The 17,070-nt window shown below is 45.0% G+C and carries 18 protein-coding genes and 1 pseudogene; all 19 read right to left on the bottom strand.

Annotated elements, in window-relative coordinates; all coding sequences use genetic code 11:
• Position 1: 1 nt before the first annotated feature.
• The 19 genes and pseudogenes from NSU16_RS06890 to NSU16_RS06800 all read right to left on the bottom strand — a co-directional run bounded on the left by NSU16_RS06890 (position 2) and on the right by NSU16_RS06800 (position 17,048).
• Positions 2–661 carry a LysM peptidoglycan-binding domain-containing protein gene (locus NSU16_RS06890; protein WP_010333907.1) on the bottom strand — a complete coding sequence of 220 codons (660 nt, stop codon included), beginning with the start codon at positions 659–661 and terminating at the stop codon, positions 2–4.
• Positions 654–5,888: a transglycosylase SLT domain-containing protein gene (locus tag NSU16_RS06885; protein ID WP_339192400.1), complete on the bottom strand. Its 5,235-nt coding sequence runs from the start codon at positions 5,886–5,888 to the stop codon at positions 654–656. The genes NSU16_RS06890 and NSU16_RS06885 overlap by 8 nt, the downstream gene beginning before the upstream one ends.
• Entirely contained in the window at positions 5,889–6,029 is a 141-nt protein-coding gene (locus NSU16_RS06880; RefSeq protein WP_286059952.1) for a hypothetical protein, read from the bottom strand. It lies immediately after the preceding gene.
• A gap of 41 nt (positions 6,030–6,070) precedes the next feature.
• The gene (locus tag NSU16_RS06875; protein WP_003327445.1) at positions 6,071–6,517 is read right to left on the bottom strand and encodes a phage portal protein; all 447 of its coding nucleotides are present in this window, start codon (positions 6,515–6,517) and stop codon (positions 6,071–6,073) included.
• Positions 6,518–6,606: 89 nt separating this feature from the next.
• Entirely contained in the window at positions 6,607–7,050 is a 444-nt protein-coding gene (locus NSU16_RS06870; protein WP_003220592.1) for a phage tail tube protein, read from the bottom strand.
• 1 nt (position 7,051) lies between these two features.
• Positions 7,052–8,452, bottom strand: coding sequence for a phage tail sheath family protein (locus NSU16_RS06865; RefSeq protein ID WP_326191926.1), 1,401 nt, complete (start codon positions 8,450–8,452; stop codon positions 7,052–7,054).
• The gene (locus NSU16_RS06860) at positions 8,452–8,664 is read right to left on the bottom strand and encodes a hypothetical protein (RefSeq protein WP_268505440.1); all 213 of its coding nucleotides are present in this window, start codon (positions 8,662–8,664) and stop codon (positions 8,452–8,454) included. Before NSU16_RS06860 ends, NSU16_RS06865 begins: the two co-directional genes overlap by 1 nt.
• A 2-nt stretch (positions 8,665–8,666) precedes the next feature.
• Entirely contained in the window at positions 8,667–9,107 is a 441-nt protein-coding gene (locus NSU16_RS06855; RefSeq protein WP_010333903.1) for a hypothetical protein, read from the bottom strand.
• Between the two features lie 12 nt (positions 9,108–9,119).
• Positions 9,120–9,608 (bottom strand): HK97 gp10 family phage protein, encoded by a 489-nt coding sequence (locus tag NSU16_RS06850; RefSeq protein WP_010333902.1) that lies wholly within the window; start codon positions 9,606–9,608, stop codon positions 9,120–9,122.
• On the bottom strand, positions 9,605–9,961 hold the full coding sequence (locus NSU16_RS06845) for a DUF3599 family protein (RefSeq protein WP_010333901.1): 357 nt from the start codon (positions 9,959–9,961) through the stop codon (positions 9,605–9,607). Before NSU16_RS06845 ends, NSU16_RS06850 begins: the two co-directional genes overlap by 4 nt.
• Positions 9,958–10,341, bottom strand: coding sequence for a DUF3199 family protein (locus NSU16_RS06840; protein ID WP_339192396.1), 384 nt, complete (start codon positions 10,339–10,341; stop codon positions 9,958–9,960). Before NSU16_RS06840 ends, NSU16_RS06845 begins: the two co-directional genes overlap by 4 nt.
• A gap of 23 nt (positions 10,342–10,364) precedes the next feature.
• Positions 10,365–11,303: pseudogene (locus tag NSU16_RS06835) on the bottom strand (phage major capsid protein); the annotation flags it as partial.
• A 21-nt stretch (positions 11,304–11,324) separates the two neighbouring features.
• Positions 11,325–12,152 carry an XkdF-like putative serine protease domain-containing protein gene (locus NSU16_RS06830; RefSeq protein WP_010333898.1) on the bottom strand — a complete coding sequence of 276 codons (828 nt, stop codon included), beginning with the start codon at positions 12,150–12,152 and terminating at the stop codon, positions 11,325–11,327.
• A gap of 19 nt (positions 12,153–12,171) precedes the next feature.
• The gene (locus tag NSU16_RS06825) at positions 12,172–13,662 is read right to left on the bottom strand and encodes a phage portal protein (protein WP_229147951.1); all 1,491 of its coding nucleotides are present in this window, start codon (positions 13,660–13,662) and stop codon (positions 12,172–12,174) included.
• Positions 13,663–14,964, bottom strand: a complete 1,302-nt coding sequence (locus tag NSU16_RS06820) for a PBSX family phage terminase large subunit (RefSeq protein WP_339192394.1) — start codon at positions 14,962–14,964, stop codon at positions 13,663–13,665.
• Positions 14,961–15,752, bottom strand: a complete 792-nt coding sequence (locus NSU16_RS06815) for a terminase small subunit (RefSeq protein WP_339192392.1) — start codon at positions 15,750–15,752, stop codon at positions 14,961–14,963. Before NSU16_RS06815 ends, NSU16_RS06820 begins: the two co-directional genes overlap by 4 nt.
• Positions 15,753–15,868: 116 nt before the next feature.
• Positions 15,869–16,378 (bottom strand): sigma-70 family RNA polymerase sigma factor, encoded by a 510-nt coding sequence (locus tag NSU16_RS06810; protein WP_229147944.1) that lies wholly within the window; start codon positions 16,376–16,378, stop codon positions 15,869–15,871.
• A gap of 117 nt (positions 16,379–16,495) precedes the next feature.
• Positions 16,496–16,702: an XtrA/YqaO family protein gene (locus tag NSU16_RS06805; protein ID WP_168747498.1), complete on the bottom strand. Its 207-nt coding sequence runs from the start codon at positions 16,700–16,702 to the stop codon at positions 16,496–16,498.
• Positions 16,689–17,048: a phage portal protein gene (locus NSU16_RS06800; protein WP_339192389.1), complete on the bottom strand. Its 360-nt coding sequence runs from the start codon at positions 17,046–17,048 to the stop codon at positions 16,689–16,691. The genes NSU16_RS06805 and NSU16_RS06800 overlap by 14 nt, the downstream gene beginning before the upstream one ends.
• Between the last annotated feature and the right edge of the window lie 22 nt (positions 17,049–17,070).

The following is a 17,070-nucleotide window of genomic DNA, read 5'->3' as shown; positions in this document are numbered from 1 at the left end:
CTCATTGCGGTATCTTTAATTTTTGGCCGGGAAAAATCCAGTGGCCCGGCTGCCTGATATTTCGTTTGCTTCGTTTAATCATGGCTGTTTTATTGGCATTCCAAATTTTGCGCCATTGCGTGCTGTTCCCGTAAAATCTGCCGGCAATGTCCCAAAGCGTGTCTCCCTTTTTCACTGTATAGGTTTTCGGAGACGCCTTCGACGGGCGTTTTGCCTTTGTTTTTTTCTTCTGCTTGATTTTTCGGGGGGAAGCGGTTTTGTATTCTTTCAGTACAATATCAAAATCCCTATCTCCTATCTCTTTGTCTCCTTCACTGTATTTAAGACTTTCAATGCTGCATGTCATATTGATTTTTGTTCCCGTAATTAAAAATTGGACAGGCTTTTTCGCCTTCATCCATTTTTCAATTTTAACAATGGCGTTCTCTGGAGAAGGGATATTCTGATATTCAGCTATCGGGCTATACCTTTTTGGAAAAAAAGAAGAAAAAGAGATTTCTTTAGCTCCGGGCTCTTCAATAAATGTGATTTCACCCAGCCCTGTTATTTTTACTGAGTCATTTTGTAAGCTATTAGATACGTCAATTGTCTCGGGAAGAACGGGAAATCGCAGCTTTTCCTTCCCCTGTGATATCCAAAATTCATAGACAGACTTAGTCAAAAGCCACGACCCCCTTTGTTCCGGTGTTAATGTCTTTTTGTAATTCATCAAGTAATGCTTGCCTGATTTTAGCTACTAGACTGTCAGCATCCTGTCCGTTATGAAAATGCTGGTCGCCATTGAATTCAATCTTTATTTCTTTCGTTCCGGCTGTTTGTACCGTTTGCCGGGATCCGGAAGTAACGGCTGCTGAAACTTGTCCTGATGAAAGCTCAGACTGCTGAGTTTGTGATGGATCTGTTACTTCCATTCCTAAAGCTTGGGCTGCTCTCTGAAGGAGGTAGCGGCCGCGAATGCCCCGCTCCTCCGGAATGATCCATTCCCGCTTGTTTCCTTCACCGACACGGGCGATTTGTTCTTTTGTGATCAGTCCGCCGTTGGCATATCCAACATACGGTCCGCCACGTCTCAAGCTTTTAATACCAGGCACATTGTCAATTGAGCCGTATCTGCTTTTAATGTAGCCGATCGCTGCAGCAGCGTTGTGAATCGGGTTTCTAATGTTACCCATGCCTGGCGCTTTATGTGCATTAAAAGTGGTCGGGACTGTCTGCATGAGCCCTTGGGATGGATTTCCCGCCTTCGCATTGCTATCCCACAGGTTAATAGAGTTCGGGTTGCCCCCTGATTCATACTGTGCAATCGTCATTAATCCCGAGAGCCAGCTCAATGGTGTTTTTGTGGCCATCATTGCAGCCATAAGCCACTGTTTCACATTTCCTCCCACTGCTCCCATTCCGGAATAAGCAGCAGCCAGTGAACCAGCTTGCTTTTCAGCGTATTTTTTCACATCGACAGAATCCAGGCCTTTTACAACACCGACTGAGGCAAAGCGGCCAAGACTCATCATAACTCGAGAAGGCGAATGGATATCTAATTCTTCACGGAAAGCCTTCTCAACTTTTTTCGCGAGTTCCTTGGCGGCTTCATGGACTTCACTTGCTTTTGAAGTCATACCTGATACAAAATTCCCGATCATACCGGTTCCCCAGCCATTTGATGATTCTTTAGATCGCAAAAACGGCTTATTCACATGTGTATTTACATATTGATCAGTACCGGTTTGGGAACTATTCTGTCCTGAAGCAAACCCTTTGATTGTACCGCTTCCCCATGATGAAGATTTATTTACAGTAGCTTGGAACGGTGTTTTGACTTTTGATTGTAAAAAGCCGTCTGTTCCGGTTGCTGTGCCGTTTTGCCCCTTAGCATAGCCGCTTACCATCTGTTTTCCGTAATTTGGTGAAGAAGAAATCATTTGTGTAAATGGCGTATTGATGTTTTTCTTTTTCCAATCTTCCATTTTGACCGGCTGATTGCTGATGCCTTTACCAAAGCCTTCTGAAAATTGCTGTCCGAGTGTGGACGCTTGCCCTGTCAGATTTGCAGTGTCCATTGATGGAGAGGCTGATCCTGATAACGGACTGGCAGCAGCTCCTCTTGATACAGATACCGGGCTTCCAGCAGAAGACGAAGCGGTTCCCATATTGTCTACGACTTGCATACCAAGTTTAGACGCCGCTTGTGAGAGAAGCATTTTACCTCTGCCTCGGTTATTATCAACTGGGATAACGAATTCCTTGCCGGCTTCACCGATCCATGAAATGGTTGGTTTGGTGATGTAGCCGCCTGTGGCATGTTTCTGTGTCTTTTTCTCATCAGTCCCAAATAAATAATTTGCTCCGCTTTTTACAAAGTTCCATGTTTTATTGGCAGCTTGTTTCGCACCTGACGCTACTTTACCACCAACTTCTTTTACTCCACCTAAAATGTTGGATCCTAATTCTTTAACGCTGGACCACTTATTACTCCACCATTTTTTGTTAAAAAGAGTATCAGAAATAGAACTTTTAAAATTGGTCCATATTGACTTTGCTTTATCCCATTTATCTTTTGCCCAGCCTTTTACACTTTCCCACTTTCCAGACCACCATTTTTCACTAAATAAGGTGGATTTCATTTTCCCTTTTACTGATTCCCAAACTGTTGATGCACTATCCCATTTATCCTTCGCCCAGCCTTTTACACCTTCCCATTTCCCAGACCACCATTTCTCATCAAACAAGGTAGATTTCATCTTTCCTTTTACTGATTCCCAAACTGTTGATGCACTGTCCCATTTGTCTTTCGCCCAGCTTTTTGTACCTTCCCATTTTTCAGACCACCACTCATTATTGAACAAAGTGGATTTGACTGAGTCTTTTACATTAGACCACGTATCCCCCATTCCACTAACAGTATCCTTAGCATTTGTCTTAATACCTGACCATTTTTCGGACCACCATTTTTCATCAAATAACGTATCATTTAGTTTTTCTTTCGCTTCTGAACCATCAAATGCCTTCCCTAAACTTTCACCACCGAAAGTGCCGGCAATTCCTCCTACAACACCGCCAATAGCGGTTCCGACTCCAGGCACAACGCTTCCAATAGCCGCTCCGGCAGCTGCTCCGGCTAAACCTCCGCCGGCTGAACCTACTTTTTCACCGGCATTATCCTTATTGATTCCAGCTAAGTCAGTTAGAGACAATATTTCGCCTAATCCCGGTATTCCTTTTGCGGCTCCTTTTAAACCCTTCAGTCCGCCCTTCAAACCTTTTGATTCTCCCAATGTTTTCAGAAGGCCTGAAAAACCTTTGCCTGATCCGCCTTTAGCTGCTTTTGCCGATTTAGGCGTATTCACAGGATTTGATTGATTGCCTTTTTTTGATGAACCGTTTCTATTTTTGACTTTTTTGCTTTTGCCTGTACTGATACCGGCACAACAGCATCCGCAAGTTCCGCCCCATTTGCCGCCTGATTTCTTCGATTTAGAACCTGACGCTTTTTGGTTCATCGAAGGTTTTTTAGTGCGGTTTGAGTTGTTTGAAGTTGAATGATTTGTATTGGCTTTTGAGGCTTTTTGTTTGCCTTTGCTTCCGCTGGATTTGCCGCCAAACAGTCCTCCAAAATCCAGATTCCCCAGTTTTTCAGCAATGCCTTTTATCATTTTTTCAAAAAATTCCGCCGCTTTTTCAATAATTTTATCAGGGCTGAATTTCTCAAATTTTTTCGCGATTTTTGAGACAATATTATCAAAAAACTTTTCTGCTTTATTCGCGATTTTATCTGGGTTGAGGAAATCGAATTTTTCAGAGATTTTGTCAACAATATTTGTTACAAAGTCTTCCGCTTTAGTGAAAATTGCGTCCGGACTGAATTTACTTACGATATCATCCACTTTTTTCATAAAGGAGTCTGTAAAATTGTCCAGTTCGTTAAAAATGGTTTCTGGACTGAATTTACTTACGATATCGTCCACTTTATTCATAAAGGAATCCGCAAACTTATCTAGTTCGTTAAAAATGGTTTCTGGGCTGAATTTACCTACGACATCGTCCACTTTTTTCATAAAGGAATCTGCAAACTTATCCAGTTCGTTAAAAATGGTTTCTGGGCTGAATTTACTTACGACATCGTCCACTTTTTTCATAAAGGAATCTGTAAATTTATCAAGCTGCTTAAAAATGGCTTCAGGGCTGAACTTACTTGCGATTTCGTCTACTTTTTTCATAAAGGAGCCTGTAAACTTGTCAAGCTGCTTAAAAATGGCTTCAGGACTAAATTTACTTGCGATTTTGTCCACTTTACCCATGAATGATGTTGTGAACTTATCCAGCTGTGCCAGAATTGTTTCTGGACTGAACTTTGTCGCAATTGCATCCACCTTACTCATAAACGATGTTGTGAACTTATCCAGCTGTGCCAGAATCGTTTCTGGACTGAACTTTGTCGCAATTGCATCTACCTTACTCATAAACGATGTTGTGAACTTATCCAGCTCTGTCAAAATTGTCTCTGGACTGAACTTTGTCGCAATCGCATCCACCTTACTCATAAACGATGTTGTAAACTTATCCAGCTCTGTCAAAATCGTCTCTGGACTGAACTTCGTCGCGATTTCGTCCACTTTTCCCATGAACGATGTTGTAAACTTATCCAGCTCTGTCAAAATCGTCTCTGGACTGAACTTCGTCGCGATCTCATCCACTTTTCCCATGAACGATGTTGTAAACTTATCCAGCTCTGCTAAAATCGTATCCGGACTGAACTTCTCAGCTAGTGCAGTCATTTTAGATGTAATGGATTCTGTGTATGATTCTAATTTTGAGGTGATCGATTCGGGTGTAAAGTGTTCAAATTCCTTCAAAAAGGTATTTTTTAATTCCTCAATCGCGTTGCTGATACCGACTGTACCTTCACTAATAAATGAATCTAAAAGGCCTCCGCCTCCTGATTCTGCGGCTCCTCCAGCTCCTGGGTTCAATCCGTTGCAGCAGCACGCATTTTCTGTCGGAGTTTTTTCTTCGGGACCGAACACTTTATCTAATAATGCATAAAACTTATCATCCAGTATTTTTTCTGGATTAAATTTTTCAAACTTTTGGGTAACACGATCAATAACGGCTTCTTTATATTCAGTTACTTTTTCATCTAGCTTTTCTTTGATCTTCTTTTTGCCTTCTTCAACGAGGTTTCCCCAGAAGGAACCGCCTTCTTTTTCCTCTCCCTTTTTGCTCTCTGCTTTCTTAGCTGATGGGGAAGCTGTTTTCTCAACTGTCTTTAGTTTTCCAAAGCTATCAATTTTCTTCTGAAGTTCATCCAGCTTTTTTGATACCTGATCATTCAAAGTAAGCTGAATTAGATTATCTTTTTGTGTAAGTGCATCAATGCCTGCTGAAATGCGGCCGACTGTTTTCATGACGTGATCAATCACGCGTATCGTAACAGAGTAACCATTTTTAAGTGCGGTTTCCATATAACGCTGTATTTTTTGCACAGCTGGCGAAACTTGATCTTCCGCACTCAGCATAATCGTAAAGCCTTTGAAACCCGCAACGAACTCTCTTAATCGCTCAAACTTTTCTGTTGCTTGATCATTAGCGCCAATTTTAATAGATACCGATGCCGGCAATCCCTGCAATTGAGTTTGAACCTTCTGAATGACAGTGCTGGCGTTATCCTCAGCTGAAATGGATATCATTTGGGCCCCAAGCTTTTTCTTTATTGATTTTTGTATCCGATCAATTGTACTTAACACAGTTTTGCTTTCTTTTCGTATATCAATAGCGCTATTTCGCTGTGCCATTTTTCTATACTTTTCAAGTGCTCTGAACCCATTTTGTATCTTTCTTAACTTTTTGCTTACACGGTCTTCCATTTCAAATCTTGCTGTCAGCTTTGCCAATTACGATGCCCCTCCTTTCTTAGCTTGTTTTTCAAGGAGATCCAGCTTATATCCAATCAGTCCATACAAAAACGCCTTAAAGTTTCTGGGCGCTTCATACAGTTCTAATAAATCCGATGGAGAATAATGAAGCTCGTGCATCGCATAGTAGAGATACACGGCTTCTTTATGCCCATCCTTGATTAGTTTTTTACTTCTTCTTCCAGATCCTCTAATTCATCTTCGAAACCATTAATCTCAATCGCTTTGTTGAGCCAGTTTGCGTATTCGCCTCCAACTGAGAGGACGCGTTTCGCAACTTCTACCGGGTCGGCCGTTTTGTAAGCTTCTCGAAGCTCTTTTGAACGGAAGTCCGGATAAACGGTTGATTCAACTGCGATTCGGGCATAAAAGCGCTGGCTGTCTAAATCTTTTACACGGCCTCTGCCTTTGACATTTTTATAAGTTGTTGTTTCTTTCTCTAATTCATCAATGCGCTCCGTCGTGATCGCTTTAAATATAAATGGTACGATGTCCCCTTTTTTATCAACAAAACGCTTAGAGATCGGCACTTTGATTTCTTCGGCTTCGATTGTTTTTCCCGGCATAAAAAAGGAAAGATCATATACGTTTTCGTTCTTCTCGCTCATGTAAAAAACTCCCTTATCTTTAAATTAATTTCATCATTAAAAAACAGACCTTTCTGAGAAAGGTCTGCGTATGGCTTGTTCAGTTTTGATTAAAACGTGTCAGAAAGCTTTTCAGGCACGTCGAAGTCTTCAAATGTAAACGGAACTTCTTCCTCTAATGCTTCTGAATCAACATCGAGGCTGGCGATTTTGGCGGAGTCGAAGTTTACATCGTAAAGTGTGACTCGTTCTGTGCCTCTTCCGGAGGACTTATCATCCAGCACAGCTTGCAGCGTAAAGTAAGGATCACTGCCTTTTTTGACGTAGTCCATCATCAGAATGACAAATTTTGATGTGACTTTGTAGAATGTCGCTGTGCCTGTTCCGTTTGCGCCTGTTGTTTTATGGCCTGTCATGCGGCGGCCCATAATGTTTACTTCAGACTTGTTTTTCTCCACATTTGCTTCAAATGTTTTGATATGCGCCATTTCTTCGCCATCGAGAAATAAGCGTCCTTCTTTACCTGAAATCGTGTTTTGTGCTTTTAATGCCATATTAGTTTACCTCCACATTAAAGTAGAATTTTTCTGCTGCGTCGACAGGCTGTACAGCCAGGTCAATCAAGAAGCCGTCTCGGTCTTCATTCATTGAAATTGTGATATCTTCATCAGAATCAAAACCGGTAATGCCGCCCGCATCCTGAAGCGTTGTCATGTATTGCGTAATCATCGTTTTCACATACTGAAGTCCGTCTTCTGACGCCGGAATATCGCTTCCGCTGCCTTTTCTTGATTTAATTAAGGCTTTCAGCTCGCGTGTTAAATCGTTATTGACGGCGTCTAAGACACGGACGATTTTGTTTTTCGCAAACTTCTTGTTTTTCTCAGCCGTAAACGTGACAAGTGAGTTAATGTCTTTTTCTACGCTTACCGATTTATCACGGGCGTCAAATGTGAATAAAAATTCGCCTTTGCCTAAGCGTTCCACAATCGTGTCGTGGTCAAGGCGGTTTAAGACATCAACGGCTCCTTCATACTCCACAAATGTAAGTGATTGGTTAAAGGTTGCTCCCGCACTTGCGCCTGCTACCCAAGCTGTTGCTTTGTCCGGTGTCACTTCTGTTCCGTCTTCCAACAGCACGCCTTCTGTCACGTTGATGATGCCTTCATAGTCACCGCTGTAGTTAGCTGTAACCCCTTGGACTTTTTGCCCTTGGCCGTCACGCAGACGCTTAATGAATGCGGCAAAGGTCGCCTTCAGCTGATCTCCTTCGGCAACCGGCAAAGCGATGACATCAAAGCTCTCCGTTTCAGCCGCAGCCAAGAAATCGGTATAGTCTGAGTTGACCGGGGCTTTATCTGTACCGCCGGATAAACGGATTCCCGCAGATGCGTTCAGCGTCTCGGCAGCCGTGTCTCCCTCTGATCCAGTCAGCGGAATTGAAGAGGAAAGATCTCCTGTTCCGGTAAATGTCACATAGCCGTTCGCTGTTAACTCTTCAGCTTTTTTGACAGTCTGTTTATCCACTTCTGATTCATCCATATACGTTGTAACATCAAATGCCGCTGCATCCAGTACATTTTCATTGATGCGGATGATGATGTCATTCCCTTTTGATCCGCCGTATAAAGCAGTTGCTTTAACGCCTTCGGCAATATCGGCAGATGCTCTGACGCCTTCAGTGAGGCGGTACATCAATACCGTTTTCGCGTTTTTCTTCGCTTCACGCAACAGCAATAAAGATGGGTCGTCGATGCTAAGACCCACTTTTTTGTTTAAATCCTCCACGCTTGAAATGGAGACGAATGTTTTCGCTTCGCCCCAGCTTGATGCAACCGGAAGTGCGACCGTCCCCCGTTCACCAAGTGACACCCGTTCCTGTGCCGTCGTTTTAAAATTGAAATAAATGCCTGCACGTTCCTTTTCTGTTCCTGCTGTAAATGTTCCGCCATTCATTATTGCATGACCTCCTTAGTTAAAAATGTTTGTATCAATTGACTGGCCTCTGATTTCGCCAGACGTGTTTTGTCCACGCCAAATAAAGCCCCCTGAAGGATCTCCGGCTTAACGCCGAACAACTCCTTTGCGTGCTTGATCAAATCCGCTGTATCAAAAAGAGCTTCCCGGCTCTCTGTATGTACAGCCTTCACTTGTTTCTGCTTTGCCACCGCTACTTCACCCCGCTGTTCATGTCGATATCCTGTAAGACAGGCTGTTCTGTTTTGTGATAATAATATCGGCTGCTCCACCTGATCACCATGACCGCCTCGCCCCTGTCTCCTACCCTCGTCTCGATACGGGTGATGCGAACCATATCCCCCGTCTTCTCACCGGATTCACTGAGCAGCGGAACCATATTTCTCGCTTCTCTGATGGCATCCGCGAGCCTGTCCGCTTCATCCAGCGCCTGCACGGAGTCAAGATGAAACAGCTTCACATTGAGACTGTAGGTTTTTTTAAATGTGGAGACCGTATCTGTTTCTTCAAAAACAGATGGCGCAGGGACATATAAAGACGGCACTTGAAACTGATCAGGCAGCTGGCTTTCATAAATGGGAACAGACCACTGGCTGTACAAAAAAGCCATGATCGATCCTGTTTCGCTGTTCATCCCGCTCCTCCTTTACATCTTTTTCAGCCACTGGCGCAATTTATGTTCCATTGATGTTGCAAACAGCTTTTCATATAGAAGCAGTGCATGCTCCCAATAGCCCGTACCGGGTATCCATTTTTTCTTAAGTGCCATGCCTGTGGAAGAAGCCGGATCATAGATAAACCGCGAGCCTTGAAAATGCCCCGGCACCCATCTCACATCGTCTCCTTTTGACGTCCAGTGGCCGTCATTGAGAAAAGAGGCATATTCAAGCTGGGTCCCGACCTCAAGTGAGAGTCCGCCGCTTTGTACCATCCAGAGGTTGTCCTCTGAGCCTTTCTGAAAGGAGCTGAGCAGTTTTTCTGTATCTATCGTTTGCGTGCTGATGAGTTCAGATTGTACGATCTCCAGAAAATCTTGCCCGCACTCTTCAAGCCACCGGGACGCCTCGCGGGAAAAACCGCCGGATGCCGCTTCTTTTAACGATGCGTTCAGCTGTTTAAGTCCCGCTATCTTCATAGACTTTCATCCCTGACAGCGATGACTTCCCAATGATGGTGTCTGATCTTTTTTGGCAGCTTCAGAATATAGCTGTTGTGTTGCCAAATGATTTTGTCGTTCATACGGATATCCGAAGACCCTGGAAAATGGACAAGAAAGCTGTGGTACACGGTTTGATCAGGCTCTTCCTGAATCAGCTGCTGCGTTTTTTCTGTAAAGTAGCAGGGGACATTTTCTTCATCGGGTGTATCCGGATATGAAAATACGGGCTGAAGCTTGTCCGCCGGAATCCCGAATCGTCCCGCCAGCGGCGACTGCGCTGTTTCATGATAAATATCACAGCGATGGATCAGCATCTGCTGATAGCTCATAACGACCGCACCTTCAATCTGGCGGACTCCGGAACATAATCCGGTTGGATAAACTCTTCCAGCAAATGATACACATCGGGCTTTTGAATACCGGCTTCACCGGAAACCGTGTAGGAGTAATCCCCCATTTTCTCAGACTGATAGCTTGATGCCGCTGATTCGTCGCAGTTTACTAGCGCAAAGTATTGGGCGAGCTTCAGCAAAGCTAATTTTGCCTTTTCAGGAAGCGGATCGTAGACGCTGTCTGTAAAGCTGTGCCCTGTAATGAGGGCAGCTTCCGATTCCGCCTCGATGATATCCTGCGCCAGCAGTTCTTCCGGCCTGTTTTTCACCTGGTCATAGACCGAATAAGAAACGATGTCAGTCGGTTCGATGAGCATATAAGCTGGCCACCCCATTTCTATTATTCTTTTACGTTAATTAATTTAGCGCAGGCATCCTCTTCCTCGAATTTGCTGTCGAGCTTGGCTGTTAAGACAATGATGAACTTACGGGAGCGGATATCCTTGTCGACTTCGATTCGAATATTGCGCGAGAAGCCGAGAATGATATTTTTCGGATGTGTCAGAATGATATCAGACGCATCATATTGCGCGTCTCCCTCTCCGACTGCGTACGGCTGGATATTGGATACCCCTTTTACCGGTACGCCGAATGCTGTGGACAAGCCGCCTTGAACAGCCTGGTCCCCAAGATTTGTCTGACGGTCCGCCACGCGGTCCTTCCATTCAATTTCTAAGCCGTGAGAGGTATAGAATCTGAATTCCTGAGGGATGCGCAAATATTTTGGCGGAACAGCCTTTAAGCCTTTTTTAAATGTCGCTCTGGACAGTTCTTCACCGTTCATATCGACGATGTGGGACACTGCTTGTTTACGGATCCCGTCAAGCTGCGCCAGGTATGGATCTTTTGATGCGGTATCTCCGTTTACGATCAGCTCTTCAATATCAACTGCCGCCCGCTCTGCTAAAATTTGCATGATCGTTTGCTGCAGTCCGCCTTTTTCGATATTGTTTTCGAGCGTGTCGTACGTAATGTTAATTTCCGCAATGACTTCCTTTGTGTTCAGCTGGACAGTGCTGGTCGTCGGAACCGTCAGCTCGTCTGTTGTCAGCGCCTTTCCTTCTTGAGCTGCACGTAAGATACGCTGGCCGAAGCCGATTTTCTCAAATTTTTGTGAATCGTTTTCCATTTGAATCACGCGGGATTCACTGAAAATGGTCGGCGTGTTTTGCACCATGCGGATAAAAGCTGATGCTTGTGCAGGGTTCATGAGCCCGCCGCTTTTTAAAGCAGAAAGCGACATTTCCGCTTTCCGAATGATCTCTTGATTTCTCAATTGATTTCCTCCTCTTTGACTGGTTTACAGCAGTCCGCTCCAGATTGTTTTTTTGACTTGCTCTGTATTGCCGGCCGCATCGTCCGCCGTCTGTTTAGAGGCTCCCCGAGCTTTTTCCAGGGCTTCAATGCGTTCGATCAGCGGGGCAATCATGTCCTCAACGAGCTTCTTCAGGCGCTCGTCATCTCCCGTCTGCTCCGGTTTTTCCTCTGTTTCTGTGTTTTTTTCAATGGTCTCCAGCCGTTTGAGCAACGGATACAGCGCATGCTCGATTGATTCCCTCATGTCTTCTTTCCTCATGTCTTCAGTCTCCTTTCCTGTTTTGTCGGCCAGCAGCTGCTTGAACACGCTTAAGAATCCGGCTTTTTCAACCGGTTCTTCTTCATGTACATCCGCAGTGCCCGCCATGCTGTAGCCGGTGATGATGCCGGCTTTGATCTGTTCCCACACCTCATCTGACGCTCTTGTCACAAGCACCCACGAGCCCTTTGTAATCCGTTTTGTTCCGATGATAAAATCATCGGGCGCCACATAGGATTCAACGACCACGCCTGTGCCGCCTTCAAAGCTGTGATTGATATCAATCTCCCGCGCGTCTGCAAGAAAGCCATGCGCCGCTTTTTCAATTTCTTCTGCGGTCATATAGTCGCCGTGGGCATCTGGAACATCAGGCTCATACACAATTCCGTATACAAGCTTTTGTTCATCCTGCTCGCTTTTCGTAAACAGCCGAACCTTTTTTTCAAATGACGGAGGTTCGGCTGACTTCGTAAAGAAAAATTCTGTCTGGTTTGCCGCCTTGTCCACATAGCTGACAAAGCTGATTTTGGCATTTTTCAATTCCCGCGCCACCTGCTTGATTCACCTCCCTTCAGGACGTTTTGATATCTTCGATGCTGTCCTTCAGCTCCTGCATAAGTGCTGTCAGATTCGTCTTTTCAGCATCTTGTCCGGCAGGGCGTTTGTAAACGTCCTCCGGCCACTCCTCAAGCGTTTTGCCGAGCACCCGTCCGGCAAGGTCACGTAAATCATTTGGCGAAACGGCTCCAGCCGTAATAAAAGGACCGAGCACTTTCGCAATCTCAAGCGGATCACGAAAGTCCGGTCCTTTTAACGTCAGCCTCACATCATGAAGATTCAGCTCCGGCAAAAGCAGTGTGTTCAATTTGTTAACAAGCGTTTTCCGCTCTGGCTGAAACACCTGCTCCTCCGTAATTTTTCTCGCTGTATCAGCCGTAGCCCGGTTGTATTCCTGAGCTTCTCCCGTATAAAGCGGGGGCAGACGGAAAGCAGAGCGCAGCTTATTTCTGCTTTTTTCATCATATTCAAGAAACAAGGCGTCGTTTTGCAGGATTTCCGCAAGAGATTTGATCTCCACAGAAACAGGCGTGATATCTTCACCGCCGTGTAGATCCTTCTCCTTCGCGATGCCTTCCGCCTCAATCAGAAGAAATTTATGGGCGTTTTCCACACCTTCAAGGTCATTCATGTACGCCTGCAGCTCCCGGTAAGACGCTTCAGACAGCATCCCGTTTTCCACTGTAATCGCAGCGGGTACGTGACGCCCCTGCTTAAAGTACATAAAATTGAGCTCTTCCGCTTTCCGGGCGCCGTATAAATTGACGATATTGCCTACCCAGCGGGGCACGCCGTATACGCCGCTTCCGATTTTAAGATGGATCACTTCATTTGCTTGGTGCTTTTCAGCCAGTGTGCTGACATATTCGCCCGTGCGCATGTCCATCTTTCGAGGATCGCCGTATTCTTTGAAAAATACTTTCTTTCCATTGATCATCTGGACAAATTTCCGAAACCGTTTTTGCCTTTTGATTCTCTTCACTTTTCCGTTTTCTTCATACATAAAAGATACTTCGACAGGCTCGCCGGCTCCGCATACGCGCATATATTTCACATCCAAATATTCAATGCCGGCCGGCTTTCCCATTCCGTCGCGAAGCACTTCCATAAAGCCGTTTCCGGTTTTTTCCCTGTCTTCAATGGCATAGCCTAAAATCATTTCAGCAGATTCATCAAAGTGAAGGCATTTGTAAAAGGCTTCAAGTCTGGCCCAGTCTTTTTCCGCTTTCTTCTTTTTCTCCTGGTCGACATCCGTGGCATTGACATCAAACGTGTACTCCACATCAAAACCAAAACCAGTAATATTCACTCTGTACGCATCAATGCATTGCTGAAGAATGGTTGAGTATTCAGCAATTGTTTTGAGCTCGGTGATATTGTAGGGCGGAGCGATGATATCCTCTCCGTACAAATCAGAAAAGTCGTCTTCATAAATTTGCTTTGTCTGAGGAGCAGATGCATTGGCTTTTAAAACGGTTGCTCTGACTGTTTGATTGTGCGGCATTTATGACCTTCTCCTTTCTCGGTTCGGACGGATTCGTTTTTGCGCTGTCTCCTTCACATCTGCGACCTCATAATCATCAAGCGCATACCAAATGGCAGAAAGCGTATGCGAATCGATCGTGAATTCATCCTCAATCAGCGCACCGTTTTTATCTTTGGCATACGTCAGTGTCTTGAGCTCATAGATGACATTTTCACAGCGGTCCGAACAGAAAATTTTTTTGAAGCGTTTGACCTTTTTGGTATATTGAAGCCTGGAGCCGGGAAACTTTCTGGCTCCGACCATCCGAAACCCCTGCTGGCGGAAATATTGAATGCTTTTCGGCTCAGCGGAGTCGGCTTTGATCATTTCCTGTGTTTCAAGCAATTCCCGCAGCTCCTCAGCCGTCCTGTCATCTGTCATTTTGTTTTTATAATACTCCCAATAAATGTAGAGATATTTCTTATCGGGATCGACGGCGAGACGGACAACAGCATTGTATGATTCTTCAAAACCAAAATCCATGCCCGTGCGAAGGATCGGCTGGCTGATGGCCGCAATATGCTTTTCGATAAGGTCGTGCGGGAGCACCTCAAACTGCGGCAGCACCCTGATTCCATTAACGCCGAACCTGCCTTTTCGGGCAATTCGGTAAAGGTCAGGATCATACTCCCTCAGTCCGTCAAGCTGCCTGATATAGCTTTCCGGAAGAAAGAGGTTGTCGTTTGCCGTGGAATGATGATAATACGTATCTCCCCTGACAAGTGTCCGCTTTTCGTAAAGCTCGCTGTCATCCAGCACAAACCGCTGATTGCGTTCATCCCGAAAAAAATGCCGGTATGTCCAATTGGAGGTGCCGACGGGATTGGTGGTGCAAATCATGTGCAGCTTCAGCTCAGGGTGGCGCAGACGGCCGATTAATTCCTTGTAGCCTTCATACTTCACCTCAGAACACTCTTCAATCCATATTAATGAAATGTTGTGAACAGATTTCAGCTTCGCCGGGTTGTCCATTCCTTTGAACATGATCCGGCTGCCGTTTTGAAACCGCAGCTGAAGCGGGGAAGAAAGTGCTGCGGCTGCCTTCGTGAGACCAAGCTCTTCAATCACCTCTTCAAATAAAGCGAAGGTCGAATCCCGGTGGGTATCGAACACCTCGCGGACGACGAGCGCCGTCCGCTTTTCCTTCAGCAGCTTTAATACGATTTTCAATGCGGTATGATAGCTTTTAGATGAGCCGTAGCCGCCGACGAGAAACTGGTACGTCTGCTCCCAATTGAACACGTAATCTTCAAAATGAGGATTGATTTCTTTTACAATCATGCCTTGTCCTCTTTTCGTTTGATCATGATTTCAATTGGCTCGCGGCCGTCATCAGTTTTATCCGCTTTTTGTTTCGCGAGCTTTAACTTCTCATTTTCTATTTTTTGCTTAAATTGATCCGGAAACAAATCAAAGTATAATGACAGCTTTTCAAGTGCTTTCATTTTATCGGCAAGCTTAATGGCGATGCCTTCCTTGCCGAGCTTTGCCTCCGTGACAATGGTGCCGTCAACAAGACCGGAGTCTTTGACATCGACAAAGCTGACTTCCTTCATGATCGGGTTATCATCTTCATCAAACAGCGGTCCTGCCTTCCCGACGGCCTGCACCTCTTTTTTGCCAAAGGTCACATAATCCGTGATATCGGCGAACGCGATTTTGACATATACCTGCAAAACGTCCATCGCTTCAATAAACACTTCATTCACCATTTCTTTTTTTATCCGCCTGATTTCAGCGGCAACCTTTTCATTCTTTAACAGTCGGCAGCCCGTCACATGGGCGCTGTCCGGAGAATAGCCCGCCTTGATCGCTGATTGTGTCGCATTGAAGCTTTTTACGTAGTACAGGCAGAACAGCCGCTGCCGTTCATTTAATTCATCGTTTTCTATGCGGCGCTGCTTATGTCCGTTTTCAGAAAACAAGGCTTCTTTCCACCTGTCCTGTTTTTTCCAAATGCTGATTGTTTTCGCCGAAACGCCGATTGTGTCTGCAATGGCCCGGTTTGTGATATTTCCCTGATGGTGCTGATAGATTGCTAATGCTTTTGCTCTCTGTTGTGTTTTCATGCTACGGCATCACCGCCACCTCCAGCATAGATTTCTATTCATAAAAGCGGCCGGTAATGCCGGCCGCTTATGTGTCATGCTCTTTTCACTTATAGGTGGCAAACGTATGACAAGCTTCAGGCAAGTGATCGGTTCATTTCCTCCTGCTGTCTCTGCATCTTTAATAGAGCCCGTTTGATTGTCGTCTGCACAGTTGATTTTTTGACGCCAAGAAGATCAGCAATGCGTTCATAAGAAAAGCATTCTACCTTATGCAGCAAAAACATTTCTTTCTCCCTGTCCGTTAAAAGGGATAAAGCTTCTCGGATTCTGTCCTTGTCTTCCTCAGATACCTGTCCGTCCGGCTCAAACATCATATTGCCAGAAAATGATTCTATGATTCTTGGATCTTTGATCATCAGCCGCTGATACGCATCACGCCGGTCAATCGCCCGTCTGATGCCGGGCTGTCTTCCTTTTTCAAGCCATTCTGTTACATATTCGAGGTCTGTGATGATGTTTCTGATAATCTTTTTATCCTTCATGTCTTCAGCTGAGAGCACTGATTCATCTGCTTCAGCGAGCGGTTTATAAAGTGTTCTTGTTTGTTTTAATGTGCGTTTATATTCAAATAATAAGTCTTGCATTCTATGATTCCTCCTCATTTGTGCAATAAAAAAAGCGGACACCAATCAACGCACAAATGCTGTGCATGTTGATCAGTGTCCGCAGGCTTTCCGTCTTGGACGTATTCTTTTTTCGCTTTAGTTTAATTTGTAGCCGATTTCAAATTCTACTCGGGCAAGGTCTCCCTTTCTCGTTTCAACAAGCGTTTTCCCGTGCTCTGGAGCTTCTGTGATCCAGGCTTCATTCTTTATGCCGTCGACTATAATAACGCGGATTTTTCCATCCTCAAGCTGGCTGTCGAGCGTGATGGAATCAATATTTACGAGTTTTTTAGGGTTGATCATATGTCTTTTCCTTCCTTTCGGGTTCAACGCTTTTGTTAGCTTTTTCTAATACCTTTATGATGTGCTCCTTGGAATGGGCGGAGTTCCCGTTCAGAAAATCCAGCGCCGCTTTAGCCGCTTCCTTCAGCTCAGGTGCGGCTGCCATCAAGTTGGCATTGCTTATTTGCGAAAAAGAGCTGAGGTCAAATACAGCGGCGATCAGCCGGCCATTTGAATAAGGGAATCTCTCTTTTTCTTCTTCACTGTAAGCAGAATAGATATAAATAGGCTTCGTATCTCCGCATGCGACAGCACGCCACGGCGCAGGACTCATTTCAAATTGTTTTGTTTCTTGCATCTGCTTCACTTCCCGTCATCCTTGTACCATT

Source organism: Bacillus sp. FSL K6-1003 (genome assembly GCF_037964945.1).
Lineage (GTDB): Bacteria > Bacillota > Bacilli > Bacillales > Bacillaceae > Bacillus > Bacillus mojavensis.
The sequence above is the reverse complement of the archived record's forward strand: the minus strand, read 5'-3'. Positions and strand labels throughout refer to the sequence as shown.